Source organism: Pseudoalteromonas sp. Ld20 (assembly GCF_045064175.1).
In the GTDB taxonomy this organism is placed as follows: Bacteria; Pseudomonadota; Gammaproteobacteria; order Enterobacterales; family Alteromonadaceae; genus Pseudoalteromonas; species Pseudoalteromonas neustonica.
Map to the genome: position 1 here is coordinate 157,094 of NZ_JBISHB010000036.1, position 13,990 is coordinate 171,083.

12 protein-coding genes are annotated in these 13,990 nt (G+C 40.9%); 10 read left to right on the top strand and 2 right to left on the bottom strand.

Features of this window, described 5'->3' with window-relative positions; genetic code table 11:
- The first annotated feature begins 299 nt into the window (after nucleotides 1-299).
- The 9 genes from ACJJVX_RS13305 to ACJJVX_RS13345 all read left to right on the top strand — a co-directional run bounded on the left by ACJJVX_RS13305 (nucleotide 300) and on the right by ACJJVX_RS13345 (nucleotide 11,670).
- Nucleotides 300-1,481, top strand: a complete 1,182-nt coding sequence (locus ACJJVX_RS13305; RefSeq protein ID WP_054453499.1) for an acetyl-CoA C-acyltransferase — start codon at nucleotides 300-302, stop codon at nucleotides 1,479-1,481.
- A 90-nt stretch (nucleotides 1,482-1,571) separates the two neighbouring features.
- Complete coding sequence (locus ACJJVX_RS13310) at nucleotides 1,572-3,062, top strand: CoA-acylating methylmalonate-semialdehyde dehydrogenase (protein ID WP_054203668.1); 1,491 nt, start codon at nucleotides 1,572-1,574, stop codon at nucleotides 3,060-3,062.
- Between the two features lie 119 nt (nucleotides 3,063-3,181).
- Nucleotides 3,182-4,339 carry an acyl-CoA dehydrogenase family protein gene (locus ACJJVX_RS13315; RefSeq protein ID WP_054203669.1) on the top strand — a complete coding sequence of 386 codons (1,158 nt, stop codon included), beginning with the start codon at nucleotides 3,182-3,184 and terminating at the stop codon, nucleotides 4,337-4,339.
- 10 nt (nucleotides 4,340-4,349) lie between these two features.
- The gene (locus ACJJVX_RS13320; RefSeq protein WP_054203670.1) at nucleotides 4,350-5,129 is read left to right on the top strand and encodes an enoyl-CoA hydratase; all 780 of its coding nucleotides are present in this window, start codon (nucleotides 4,350-4,352) and stop codon (nucleotides 5,127-5,129) included.
- On the top strand, nucleotides 5,129-6,274 hold the full coding sequence (locus tag ACJJVX_RS13325; RefSeq protein ID WP_054453508.1) for an enoyl-CoA hydratase/isomerase family protein: 1,146 nt from the start codon (nucleotides 5,129-5,131) through the stop codon (nucleotides 6,272-6,274). The genes ACJJVX_RS13320 and ACJJVX_RS13325 overlap by 1 nt, the downstream gene beginning before the upstream one ends.
- 4 nt (nucleotides 6,275-6,278) lie before the next feature.
- Nucleotides 6,279-7,169, top strand: coding sequence for a 3-hydroxyisobutyrate dehydrogenase (gene mmsB / locus ACJJVX_RS13330; protein ID WP_054453511.1), 891 nt, complete (start codon nucleotides 6,279-6,281; stop codon nucleotides 7,167-7,169).
- Nucleotides 7,170-7,172: 3 nt separating this feature from the next.
- Complete coding sequence (locus ACJJVX_RS13335; protein WP_169326377.1) at nucleotides 7,173-7,934, top strand: SDR family oxidoreductase; 762 nt, start codon at nucleotides 7,173-7,175, stop codon at nucleotides 7,932-7,934.
- A 424-nt stretch (nucleotides 7,935-8,358) separates the two neighbouring features.
- A complete protein-coding gene (locus ACJJVX_RS13340; RefSeq protein ID WP_342884180.1) occupies nucleotides 8,359-9,210 on the top strand; it encodes an HDOD domain-containing protein in 852 nt (283 codons plus the stop codon).
- Nucleotides 9,211-9,822: 612 nt separating this feature from the next.
- A complete protein-coding gene (locus ACJJVX_RS13345) occupies nucleotides 9,823-11,670 on the top strand; it encodes a protein kinase domain-containing protein (protein ID WP_405631848.1) in 1,848 nt (615 codons plus the stop codon).
- Nucleotides 11,671-11,760: 90 nt separating this feature from the next.
- On the opposite strand, the gene ACJJVX_RS13350 is transcribed toward ACJJVX_RS13345, so the two are convergent.
- Nucleotides 11,761-11,982 carry a hypothetical protein gene (locus ACJJVX_RS13350; protein WP_405631850.1) on the bottom strand — a complete coding sequence of 74 codons (222 nt, stop codon included), beginning with the start codon at nucleotides 11,980-11,982 and terminating at the stop codon, nucleotides 11,761-11,763.
- Between the two features lie 763 nt (nucleotides 11,983-12,745).
- On the opposite strand from ACJJVX_RS13350, the gene ACJJVX_RS13355 reads away from it, so the two are divergent.
- Nucleotides 12,746-13,117: an MmcQ/YjbR family DNA-binding protein gene (locus tag ACJJVX_RS13355; RefSeq protein ID WP_054204563.1), complete on the top strand. Its 372-nt coding sequence runs from the start codon at nucleotides 12,746-12,748 to the stop codon at nucleotides 13,115-13,117.
- A 440-nt stretch (nucleotides 13,118-13,557) separates the two neighbouring features.
- Here the strand turns inward: ACJJVX_RS13355 and ACJJVX_RS13360 are convergent, their stop codons facing one another.
- A complete protein-coding gene (locus ACJJVX_RS13360) occupies nucleotides 13,558-13,974 on the bottom strand; it encodes a VF530 family DNA-binding protein (RefSeq protein WP_054204564.1) in 417 nt (138 codons plus the stop codon).
- Between the last annotated feature and the right edge of the window lie 16 nt (nucleotides 13,975-13,990).

Sequence of the window (13,990 nt, forward strand, 5' to 3'; positions counted from 1 at the left end):
TATAAGTGAAGTTTACGTAAAGGTAAAGTGGATTGTAGAACTTATACTTTAGACTAATATAATGTGCAGTGTATTGAAGGCAGTTATCAGTTATAGCAGGGGTTGAGGCTACACTGTTTGTATTAATCTACAGAAAAATAAAGATATGTTTACACTTTTGTTGAGCGTATAAATCTTGATTTTAGATTTACGTTGGCGTAAACGTAAATATTATGTATGCTCATAAGCAGATTATAAATACAGTGTTTGGCTTATCGCTCACACATGAATATTGCCAATTATAAAATGGAGCCTTTTTTATGACTACCGAAGCCGTTGTTATTGTAGCAGCAAAACGTACCCCTATGGGTGGTTTTATGGGTGCCCTTAGCGGTGCAGATGCCACTGAGTTAGGTGCAACAGCCATTGCCAGCGCGCTTGCTGATACGGGATTAAGCGATAATGCTATTGATGAAGTCATTATGGGCTGTGTATTGCCAGCTGGTTTAGGCCAAGCACCCGCACGTCAAGCCATGTTAAAAGCAGGCCTTGCGCGTAGCACGGGTGCTACCACAATTAATAAAGTATGTGGGTCGGGTTTAAAAGCGGCGATGCTCGCGCATGATTTAATTAAAGCGGGTTCAATTAATAGCGCGATTGCAGGTGGCATGGAAAGCATGACTAATTCGCCGTATTTTATACCAAAAGCACGCGGCGGTATGCGTATGGGTCACGGTGAAATTAAAGATCACATGATGAGTGATGGCCTAGAAGACGCCTACGATAATAAAGCGATGGGCTGTTTTGCTCAAGATACTGCTGATGAATACGGTATTGGCCGTGAACAAATGGATGCGTTTGCACTTAACTCGCTTAGTAAAGCCAATGCAGCGATTGCAAATGGTGATTTTGATAGCGAAGTTGCACCGCATACTATGAGTAGCCGTAAAGGTGACGTGACAGTTAGCATTGACGAACAACCAGGTAATGCACGCCCAGAAAAAATCCCAAGTCTACGTGCTGCATTCAAAAAAGACGGTACTATTACTGCTGCAAATTCATCGTCAATCTCTGACGGTGGCGCTGCACTTATCTTGATGAGTGAATCACATGCTAAAGCACAAGGGCTTACGCCACTGTGTCGTATTGTAGCGCACAGCACACACTCACAAAAACCAAGTGAATTCACACTTGCGCCTGTTGGCGCTATGAATAGCTTACTTGAAAAAGCAGGCTGGACAACGAACGACGTTGACCTTTGGGAAATTAATGAAGCCTTTGCCATGGTGACTATGCTTGCCATCAACGAGTTAAAACTTGATGAAAGCAAAGTTAACGTTAATGGCGGTGCCTGTGCACTGGGTCATCCTATTGGTGCCAGCGGTGCGCGTATTTTAGTTACCCTTATTCATGCACTTAAAAATCGTGGTCTTAAGAAAGGCGTTGCCTCTTTATGTATTGGTGGCGGTGAAGCGGTAGCCTTAGCAGTCGAAACACTCTAATTTTTAAAAAACTTAAACTCTCACAGCCGCAGGCTCTTTTAATAATAACTACTGCGGCTTAACCAATTACCCTCTGGGGAGGAGTGCGTTATGCACCAAGTACCATTACTGATCAACGGCGAATTTATTCAATCAACATCAGATCAACTTATTGATGTTGTTAATCCAGCAAACCAAGAAGTGTTAGCACAAGTTCCGTGTGCCACAGACGCAGAAATGGATGCAGCGATTACATCAGCTAAAGACACCTTTAAAACCTGGAAAGATGTACCAATCACTGAGCGTGCGCGCATTATGATGAAATACGCTGCGTTATTAAAAGAACATCATGACGAATTAGCGACCATCATTTGTCATGAGCTTGGTAAAACGTTTGAAGATGCCAAAGGTGATGTTTGGCGCGGTATTGAAGTGGTTGAGCAAGCAGCAAATGCACCCTCGTTAATGATGGGCGAGACGATGGAGAATGTGGCACGCAAAATCGACACTTATTCATATATGCAACCACTGGGTGTATGCGCAGGTATTACGCCGTTTAACTTCCCTGCAATGATCCCACTGTGGATGTTTCCACTGGCGATTGTGTGCGGTAACACCTTTATTTTAAAACCGTCTGAACAAGATCCACTAACGCCTATGCGTTTAGCCGAGCTGTTTATTGAAGCGGGCGCGCCAAAAGGCGTATTACAAGTGGTACATGGTACTAAGCCACAGGTCGACCGTTTATTAGAAGATCCAGCCGTGCGCGCAATTTCATTCGTGGGTTCTTGTGGTGTAGGTGAATACATTTACTCTAAAGGCACTGCAAATTTAAAGCGTGTACAAGCGTGTGTGGGTGCAAAAAATCACATGGTGATCATGCCTGATGCTAGTCGTTCGCACGTGGTAAATAATCTCGTTGGGGCATCTGTTGGTGCTGCAGGTCAGCGCTGTATGGGAATTTCAGTGGCGGTATTCGTTGGTCAAGCAAAAGACTGGGTTGACGACATTAAAGCAGGCTTTGCTAATGTTCGTCCAGGTGTATGGGATGATAAAGATGCGGCATACGGCCCGCAAACATCACCGGCTGCCAAAGCGCGTATTTTATCATTGATTGCCCAAGGTAAAGAGCAAGGTGCAACGTGTTTAATTGATGGTTCTGACTTTACTGTTGTAGGTTCTGAGCAAGGCAACTGGGTAGGACCTACCTTATTTACTGATGTAACGACAGACATGGATTTATACAAAGAAGAAATCTTTGGTCCTGTACTGGCATGTATGTTTGTTGATTCGCTAGATGAAGCCATTGCACTTATTAATGATTCGCCATTTGGTAACGGCACGTCGTTATTTACATCAAGTGGCGCTGTTGCACGTAAGTTCCAACACGAAATTGAAGTTGGCCAAGTGGGTATTAACGTGCCAATTCCTGTGCCGCTGCCGTTCTTCTCATTTACTGGTTGGAAAGGTTCTTTTTACGGTGACACGCATACTTACGGTAAACAAGGTATTCGTTTTTACACTGAAACTAAAACCATTACCTCACGCTGGTTTGAAGACGATATTGCGTCAGGCCCCAATATGAGTATCAACCTTAAGTAATTAATTTAACTTACTCCACATAATAAAAAAGAGGGGCGCGAAGGCGGGCACATTTTCAGCCTTCGTTGCTCTTCACGAATAGATTTTACCGACAACAAATTATAAATAAGAGGCCTGCTATGGACTTTAATTTAACTGAAGATCAACAAGCATTTGCACAAACCGCTCGCCAATTCGCTGAATCAGAACTCGCTCCACACGCAGCAAAGTGGGACCGCGAACATATTTTTCCAAAAGACACCATTAAAGCCGCAGGTCAGTTAGGGTTTTGTGGTCTTTATACGCCAGAGGAAGCCGGTGGTTTAGGTTTATCGCGTTTAGATTCAAGCATTATTTTTGAACAGCTTGCGATGGGCTGTACAGCTACAACTGCGATGTTGACCATTCATAATATGGCCACTTGGATGATCGCAAGCTTTGGTACTGAGCAAACTAAAGAGCAATATTGTGACCAACTAGTTATGGGCGAGTTACTAGCGTCTTACTGTTTAACAGAGCCAGGCTCTGGGTCAGATGCTGCATCATTGAAAACCAAAGCGGTGCGTGATGGCGACGAATACGTGATCAACGGCTCAAAAATGTTTATCTCTGGCGCGGGTGAAACCGAAGTATTGGTAGTCATGGCACGTACTGGCGGTGATGGCGCTGCCGGTATTTCTGCTTTTGTAGTCCCTGCTGATGCTAAAGGTGTTGAATATGGCAAAGCTGAAGAAAAAATGGGCTGGAATGCACAACCTACACGCTTAATTAGTTTTGAAGATGTGCGTATTCCTGCACACAACTTATTAGGCGCTGAGGGAGAAGGTTTTAAATTTGCAATGCAAGGCCTAGATGGCGGACGCATCAACATTGCAACCTGCTCAATTGGCACTGCCCAAGCCGCACTACAAACAGCCCGTGAATATTTAAAAGAACGCGAGCAATTTGGTAAACCACTGGCTGCGTTTCAAGCACTGCAATTTAAAATAGCCGATATGAATACTGAACTTGTTGCAGCGCGCCAAATGGTGCGATTAGCAGCGTTTAAGCTCGACTCAGGCGACAGTGAAAAAACCACTTATTGCGCCATGGCAAAACGTTTTGCCACCGATGTAGGCTTTACAGTGTGTAATGATGCATTACAAATTCATGGTGGCTACGGTTATATCAAAGAATACCCACTTGAGCGCCATGTCCGAGATGTACGCGTTCATCAAATTCTTGAAGGTACTAACGAAATTATGCGGGTGATTATTGCTCGTCGTATTTTAGCGCAATCAGCAGCCGATATTCTATAAGGAACGCGAAATGTCAAACCCAAGTATTGATTTAACCATTGAAGGCCACGTAGCGATTTTAACCATGTCTAACCCGCCAGCGAATACCTGGACTAAAGACACCTTGATAGCCTTAAAAGACACGGTAAATGAGCTAAACGATAATAAAAACGTCTATTCATTAGTGATCACTGGTGAAGGTGAAAAGTTTTTTAGTGCGGGCGCTGACTTAAATGTATTCGCAGGTGGTGATAAAGGCGTAGCAGCGACCATGTCGCAGGTATTTGGCGAAGCATTTGAAGCATTAACAGCGTTTAGAGGTGTATCAATTGCTGCAATTAATGGCTATGCCATGGGGGGCGGTTTAGAAGTGGCTTTGGCGTGTGATATTCGTATAGCGGAAGAGCAAGCACAAATGGCATTGCCAGAGGCCAAAGTTGGCTTACTGCCGTGTGCTGGTGGCACACAAAACCTTGCTTGGCTTGTTGGTGAAGGCTGGGCAAAACGGATGATTTTGTGTGGCGAGCGCTTAAAAGCGGATAAAGCCCTGCAAATAGGTTTAGTCGAAGAAGTGGTACCACAAGGTGAAAGCTTTTCCGCAGCACTTAAACTTGCTAACCAAGTAGCCGATCAAAGCCCTGTTGCTGTAAGCGCTTGTAAAACGTTGATACAAAAAGGTCGCACTCAACCCATGGCACATGCATTACCACTCGAACGCGAGTTGTTTGTTGGTTTGTTTGATACAGAAGATCAGCAAGAAGGGGTTAACGCCTTTTTAGAAAAGCGTAAGGCAAATTGGGTGAACGGCTAATGGTTGAGTTAACGCTATTAAACACACAGGATGCCCCCGTCGTTTTTGAAACAGCGCGTGCAGAAAATGGCTCGTTGATTGGCTTTGCAACACTCAACGCTCCTAAATCGTTAAACGCCCTCAATTTTGACATGATCAAACTATTAGAGCCGCAGCTAATTGCATGGGCAGATGATAGTAATATTGCCATGGTTATACTCAAAGGTGCAGGGGAGAAAGCCTTTTGTGCTGGCGGTGATGTAGTTAGCTTACATAACGCAATGAAAACTGGCGAGCCTGCCAACTTAATTGAAGATTTTTTTACCCAAGAGTATCGTCTTGATCATTTAATCCATTGTTACGACAAACCGATTTTGGTGTGGGGTAACGGGATTGTAATGGGCGGTGGCCTTGGTTTAATGGCGGGTGCTAGCCACCGTGTTGTGACCGAAACATCCCGTATTGCCATGCCAGAATTAACAATTGGTTTATACCCTGATGTAGGCGGAAGTTACTTTTTACATAAAATGCCCCAGCATGTTGGCTTGTTTTTAGGGCTAACCGCAGCGTCTATTAATTGCGATGATGCGATGTTTGTATCGTTGGCTGATCACTACGTTAAAGCTGATAAGTACGACAGTATGATTGATCAACTCGCTGCGATTAAGTGGGGAAAAACTGCTGCGTTAAATCACGATAAACTCACTACATTACTAACCGAGCTTGATAACATATCCGGGCGCATGCCAAAAGGAAATGTAAAAGCTAATTTAGCGACTATTCAAAAACTCGCTGAGTTTACAGATTTAAAAGAGAAAGTTAATTACATTTTAAACCTAGACACTGATGACGTTTGGATTACACGTGCGCAAAAATCATTAAAGCATGGTTGCCCATTAAGTTGTGCTCTAGTTGAGCGCCAACTTGCTAACTCAAAAGGTAAAAGCTTAGGCGAGTGTTTTCAAATGGAATTGGCTATGTCGGTTCGCTGTGGTGAAGTCGGTGAATTTCAAGAGGGTATCCGCGCGTTACTGATTGATAAAGACGGTGCACCCAACTGGCAATTTAAAACAATTGAGCAATTACCTGCGCAATTAATTGAGAGTTTCTTTACTGCTCGCTGGGATAATGACTCGCATCCACTTAAACAACTTACACAAGGATAATGATATGTCACTTTCTATCGGTTTTATTGGTTTAGGAAATATGGGCGGCCCTATGGCTGCAAACCTTGTTAAAGCAGGCCATCAGGTTAAGGTGTTTGATTTAAACCAATCGGTCGTAAATCAACTTGCCGAGCAGGGCGCGATTGAAGCGACAGACGCCAAACACTGTGCAAGTGATGTTGATGTGTTGATCAGTATGCTCCCTGCGAGTAAGCACGTTAAATCACTGTACTTAGGTGAGACTGGCCTTGTACATATTTTAGCAAAATCGACCTTAGTAATAGATTGCTCGACCATTGATGCTGCATCGGCGCGTGAAGTAGGGGCTGAACTTAGTGAACATGGCATTGCTTTTGTAGATGCGCCGGTATCGGGTGGAGTTGCAGGCGCAACAGCAGGCACACTGACCTTTATCGTAGGCGGTGCTGATGATCACTTTGCTAAAGCACAACCTGTACTTGCTGATATGGGTAAAAATATTTTTCATGCTGGAGATATCGGTGCGGGGCAAGTCGCAAAAATCTGTAATAACATGCTACTGAGCATTTTAATGGCAGGTACCAGCGAAGCAATTCAAATGGGTATTAATAATGGTCTAGATCCAAAAGTACTGAGCGATATTATGACGGCAAGCTCGGGTCGCAACTGGACGCTTGAACTTTACAACCCGTGTCCAGGCGTAATGGACACAGCTCCCGCAAGTAACAATTATAAACCGGGCTTTATGGTTGATTTAATGGCAAAAGATTTAGGCCTTGCGATGGAAGCAGCGCAGCAAAGTAATTCATCAACCCCAATGGGGTCAATGGCAAAAAATCTTTATACTATGTTGCAGCATCAAGGTGCTGGCAGTGATGATTTTAGTGCCATATTTAAATTATTCTCAAAGGAGTAACAGGTGGAAATTAAAAACAACACCGTAGTGATCACCGGCGGCGCACAAGGCTTAGGCTTTGCAATGGCGCATAAATTTGCTCAGTTAGGCGCTAACATTGCCTTGATTGATATGCAGCAAGACTTACTTGATGCAGCAGTGGCTGAACTTGAGGGGCATGGCACTACTGTAAAAGCATACGTTGCCAATGTAACGGATGAAGACGCCATAGTGAGTACGTTTAATACAATCAACAATGATTTTGGTCATATTGGGGTATTAATTAATAATGCCGGTATTTTACGCGATGGTATGTTTATCAAAGCAAAAGAAGGCAAAGTGGTTGCTAAAATGGCACTTGATCAATTTAAGTCAGTAATTGATGTGAACTTAACCGGTGTGTTTTTAGCGGGCCGTGAAGCTGCGTGTCACATGATTGAGTCGGGCAAAGGTGGCGTGATTGTAAATATGTCCAGTGTTGCTCGTGCTGGAAATATTGGTCAAACTAACTATGCAGCATCTAAAGCGGGTGTTGTTGCTATGACTACAGGCTGGGCTAAAGAACTTGGCCGTTTTGGTATTCGAGTGGGTGCTATTGCGCCAGGTGTTATTCGCACAGCAATGACCGACGCCATGAAACCAGAGGCAAAGCAGCGCATGTTAGCAGTAACGCCGGTTGGGCGTTTTGGTGAAGCGGAGGAAATTGCCCATACTGCGCAGTACATTATCGAAAACGACTTTTTCACCGGTCGCGTTGTAGAAATTGATGGTGGTATACGCTTGTAAAGCTAAGCAAGCAATAGTTATTATTACACGGTAAGCCTTGGCTTGCCGTTTTTTTAAGGCAGTAGCTAATACCAATCGGCTTAAAAATTTAACCATTCTAGCGGACTAAATAAAGCGCTAACTGCGTTAGTAATTTTTCATGTACGACTGCATGTCAAAATTTCTACCTTGTTATCACTGTATTTATCTTTCGCTATAAATGGTCATTAACTTAACACGATTGGTACAAATATACTCGCGATTCAAATTGACTGTATGTATGTACAGTATTTTTTTGGTGCCATGCTAATGCTACTAATCATGTATTTATTTGCTGTATTTATACATTTAAAGCCAATTTGCCATTGTCTCGATCACCTTCTAATATTAATACTCTATTTGTTCTTCGGTATTATTTAATAATCGACTTTGGGATTTAATATATATGATAGAAATTAATGAACAAATATTAACAGATATAAACAGAAATTTTATTATCCCACCAAAACCGCAAATACTCAGTGATTTACAAAATTTAGCAGCACTAGAGGATGCTTCTATTGCTGATGCAGCAGATGTTGTTGTTAAAGACTTAGCGATTTCATCAGCGATACTAAAAATTATAAATTCCCCCGCCTATGGTCTATCTCGTACTGTGTCAGATATTAAGCAAGCCGTTATGTTTCTTGGTTGGGATGGTGTTAACGCGCTGGTACAAGGGCTTAAATTAAAGCATATGTTCGCTGCAGAAAATAGCTGTATCAGTTTAGAGCGATTTTGGGACACATCGACAGAAATAGCTAATGTAAATATGATGATTGGTCAGCGATTTAAGAAGCAAATAGCCATTGAATCTTTGTACACTTTAGGTCTTTTTCATGATTGCGGTGTTCCGCCAATGGCTATTAAATACGATAGCTACTTAAAAGCACTTCATTTATCTAACCAATCCGGTAAAGAAAGTATCACTGAGATTGAAGAGCGTTTATACAATACAAACCATGCGATTGTTGGGTATTATTTTGCAAACAGTTGGCACTTACCAAAAGAGATATGTAAATTAATACTCAACCACCATGACTTGAGTATTCTAGACGATGTTACAGACAGTGATATGCAAATTAGCTTTGCAATCCTTAAGATGTCAGAGAATTTAGTCAACTTAGTTAAGCGGGGGACCCCCTTAACTGAATGGAATACAATTGAGGTGAAAGCACTCGATGTTTTACATATGAATGATGATGAGTACGTTGATCTACAAGAGGATGTAATTGATTATTTAAACAGCGAGCACTAGGGCGTGTTGACCTTTGTGGATTGAAATTTGTTCAATCTAGGGGCGATTTAATCGCGGCGCGAGTTTTGTAACCTAGCGGGCTCGATAACTGCTCCTGCGTTATTCTACTAGCTCACATCCATGTGAGAATAAGTAAAAACCGAGCGACAAAGAGTCAATCGCCCCTAGGAAGAACCCTTTGGGCAGCGCATGTTTGGCATTTATACTGCGTTATCGCCTATTTATTGGGAACAACCACACGACATAGGCTCTGCCTTGCCTAAATACCAAACAGTCTGCTGCAAAATCAATCACGAAAGGTCAACACGCCCTAGCTGTTTAAATACCAGTTAATTAGGTTTATATACTATATTGACTCTCTTAATAAAGCCTGCATAAAATACTTAGCTACACCTTACAAAACCAAGCTAACACCTTTAAGTCTCACTAAGGGGGGTTTGCTATTTTGCTCGATTACATACGTCATGTCTTGATTTGCTCACTGAGCTGAATGATTTTTAATCTGCTGTGCCAGCAGGTGCTAAATAGTCGTGGGGTTTTCTTGTAATTCAATGCTATAAAAAGAATAATTGAGCTCATAACGTATCAAAAACCACATTATTGAGATATTCAGTGAAAGCCAAAGAAATCCGTAATTTTTACATCAATGAAGAGCAGTCTGTGTATTTGCTTTCGCATCATGATGCTAAAAAACATCGCCAATGGCTTAATATCTGTATAAAACAGCTTACCTTACTTGGTTATTCTGATGTAGAAATGATTGGCTCTGGCGCATTTGGCTTTGTGTTTGCAGGACTAGATGACAAAAAACAACCATGGGTTTTCAAATTTTCTCGTATTACACTCGCTCAAAGTGTGCGTGATAGGCTTGAAGATGAAGCGTATATGCTTTCTCAGGTTGATAACCCACTAGTACCGAAATTTTATGCTTTTGAGAGAATAAAAAAGCAAGGGATCCTAATGATGGCCCGCGCTTTAGGAGAAGACTTAGAAAAGGTATCACTAAAACGAGGGCGTTTTAGTGCTGCTGCAATTACAGATCTTGCGCTTAAATTACGTAATGTATTAATTGATCTACGTAATCAAAAAAATGGGCTAACGCCTCAGCCTATAGTTCATGGTGATATCAAGCCTTCTAACTTAGTGTGGGATGAAGCTAACCAAGGGTTATCGCTGGTGGATTGGGGGAGTTCTGTGTATGCCCAAGTCGACAGTGCGGGTAACCCGATAGCCAGTAATTTTATGGATCTAATGTCTGGTGATTTAAGTACTACTAATGCGCGAATGGGGGATGTGTACTTTATAGGTGATGAGCAAATGTCAGGTGCCAAATCATCCCCGCGATTTGATGAACAAGGGGTGGCTTCTACCTTATATGCACTGGCTTCTGCACAGTCATGCCGGTTTGGCGCTCAAGTTATTCCTGCAAGTTCATTAGGATTACCTATAGAGCTTGCTAAAGTGATTGATGGCATGCTGTCAAAAGACAAAGCAATACGCGATCACGCGGGTGATTATTTTATACGTAATATGCCAAGTATGGCAAAAGCATATTTACCGCCAGTAACTTTAAATAAAGAGCTAAGAGCACATATTCCATTTTGGTACGGCAGTGATAATGAGCACCCAGATACAGTTGTTTACAGCTCACGAAAACAATTTTTGCGCCAAGCAGATCATAATCAGCAATTATTAGATGTAAACGATGCCCAACTTGATCGCTATTATAAAGAGTTTCTATTTGATACTGGTGATACTGAAAAAGCATTTTTAGCATCAATTAGTCGATTAGCGAAATATCCCGCAGTAGGAGGTTTAAGCTTTCATTGGAAAGAAGACTCGTTGTATGTGGAATCATCTTTAATTATGCATGATAAGAGTTTAGGTCATGCATTCACGCAAGCTATTAATAATACGGTGATGCTAGCGCAAGGTATAAGCCAAAAAGGATTATTTAAGTGTTGCCTGTTTGATGCACGTAAGACGATTCAATTAGAGCGAGATGGCACCGGTGCATTTAAATTTGAACAACTTCCTGAACTTGATTATGAAGTTATGAATTTAAAAAGTTCAGATGTAACGAGACCGCATTCTTATTTTGAAGATGGTAAAGATCCTGATGAGCAATTAAAACTGCCAAATAAAGTGATAAAATGTGTATTTGAGCTTAATCAGATCCATCATACGGGGTGTATTATTTTTGAAGCTCTACCAGATCGAATGAAAATACATCATTACTATCGTTTATTGGATGCAAGCAAAGAAACTGAATTTAAACGGCTGTTAAATAAATTGATGCAATATGCGGTGGGGATTATAGACGTAGGAGTTGCTGGCTTTATGAAGTTACCGTATAAAAATACTCGAGAGTTTTCATTATGTGATCAACAGTCTGAACTTTACTTCCCAAAAGATCCAAAACGTTTTGACAGTGCTGCTACTGACCCAAAAGGTAACTAAGGGGTGCCTTAGGGTTAATTAAAAAATATAATAGTGTAGGTTAACTTCAACTCACTAAGTGACTCGTAATAATTTATTATAATAAAGATCTTAAAATCTTATTTGAAATACAGTTGATGAGCCTTCGCATTCTAGTGACTTATCCAATGCCTCTCCTAAATCAGAACTTTGAAAGTGCCAAACTCTACCATTATCTAATCTACATTCAACAACCCAATCACCTCTAGAAAAATTAGCGCCATTTGATGATATTGCAGAGTTGCTCATACACGATAATACTATTACTGTTCCTGCTAAGATTAATTTTTTCATTTTTATTCCATTCCTTAAAATTATAATAATATTAGATACTAAATTAGTATCTGTATTAGATACTAGATTGTAAATGATGGTAATTCAAATTGTTTTTTTGTCAGTGATTTTTCGAGGTAGTACCAGCTTAAATTTAGGGATAACGAAGCGACTAAAGGTAAGTAAAAACGTAAAAGCTATTAATACCAATCTGCATAAATATTTGAACAATTTAACTAATTAAATCAAGACTATAACTTCGTTAAAAAATTTTTTTTAGAACAATTAGATATAAATTTTTTTGCCTAGGGCGTGTTGACCTTTGTGGATTGAAATTTGTTCAATCTAGGGGCGATTTAATCGCGGCGCGAGGTTTGTAACCTAGCGGGCTCGATAACTGCTCCTGCGTTATTCTACTAGCTCACATCCATGTGAGAATAAGTAAAAACCGAGCAAAGCTTGTGCGTCCTGCTCACGCCCCTAGGAACAACCCTTTGGGCAGCGCATGTTTGGCATTTATACTGCGTTATCGCCTATTCATGGGGTACAACCACATACACAGGCTCTGCCTTGCCTAAATACTAAATAGATTATTGCTGCAAAATTAATCACGAAAGGTCAACAGGCTCTAGTTATAGCGCAATTTTTTTGTCATTAAATAGACTCCATATCTATCCAGATTGGTATAAGTTATTGAACCCAAATAGCAACTCAGCTATGGTTTGCTTATCAACAAGGTAAAATAAGTCATTCTAGTGGCTTATTATGACGCTCAGGATTTATAATGAACTACGAAGAGTTTAATCAGTTTTGCAGATCCTTTCCAGCTACTACCTATATAATTCAATGGGGTAATTGCCATGTCTGGAAAGTTGACGGTAAAGTATTTGCTATAGGTGGCTGGTCAGATAATCAATCACCAGCTTTTACATTTAAAGCTTCAGAGCAAAATTTCGTTTTTCTAAGTGAAAGTGAAGGCTATAAACCAGCCCCATATTTTGCTAATCGTGGAATGAAGTGGATTCAGCAGTTTAATAATACAAACAAAGAAGATCTGCAATATTACCTTAAAGAATCATATCGCTTAGTTTCTTTAGGGTTAACTAAAAAAAGGCAGAAAGAGCTAGGTTTAAATCAAGAGGTAAGTGCATTGTGATCCGCAAAGTTAGAGGCTTCTAGTCAATAGCTTCAGTATAATAAGCATAGCGATATAAAATGTAGGATGGATTTGGTTTTTATACCAATCGTGTTGAGGTAATGACCATTTATAGCGAAAGATAAATACAGTGATAACAAGGCTGAAATTTTGACATGGTGTTGTTCTCGGCAATTGCTCCTGCATTGCTCTACCTCCTGAATCCATGCAGTCGTACATGAAAAATTACTAACGCAGTTAGCGCTTTATTTAGTCCGATAGAATGGTTAAATATTTAAGTCGATTGGTGCTAATCGTTATGTCTAAAAATAAAGCTGAGGTGCATTAAACTGGTTAGCTTGAGCGAACACCAAGTATAGTAGTTTAATTGCTCTTATCATAAAAGTCAGGATTGCCGACTTTTATGATTTATTCAAAAGCGGATTTATAATTATAAGGGCTTAGTTACCCCAAGGGTTACTTGCATTTGAGCGATTTTTACGGGTGCGAGCGCGGTCTTTCGCTTCTTTTTTAGCCTGAATACGTTTTGCATCACTAAAGCTTAGTTCACAAGGTTCACCAGGCTTATCACCTTCAGGAATAATACGATCACGGGGTGGGAGCTCATACTGTACGTCATCAGGCTTTGGTAGATTTTTTAGACGATAAAGATAAAAGTTATCAACTTTATCTTGGGCCCACTGAGTTTTTCGTAAAAACTTAACTGCAGATTTGATATCAGGGTTATTTTTAAAGCAATTTAGTTGTAAATAAGCGTGTAAAAGTTCCCAACCATATTGCTCGACTAACTCTGATACAACTTGCTCCAGTTTTACACCTTGCAGTGGGTTATTTCCGAATAAATCTTCATTGCTCATAAGTACATTCTTTTCA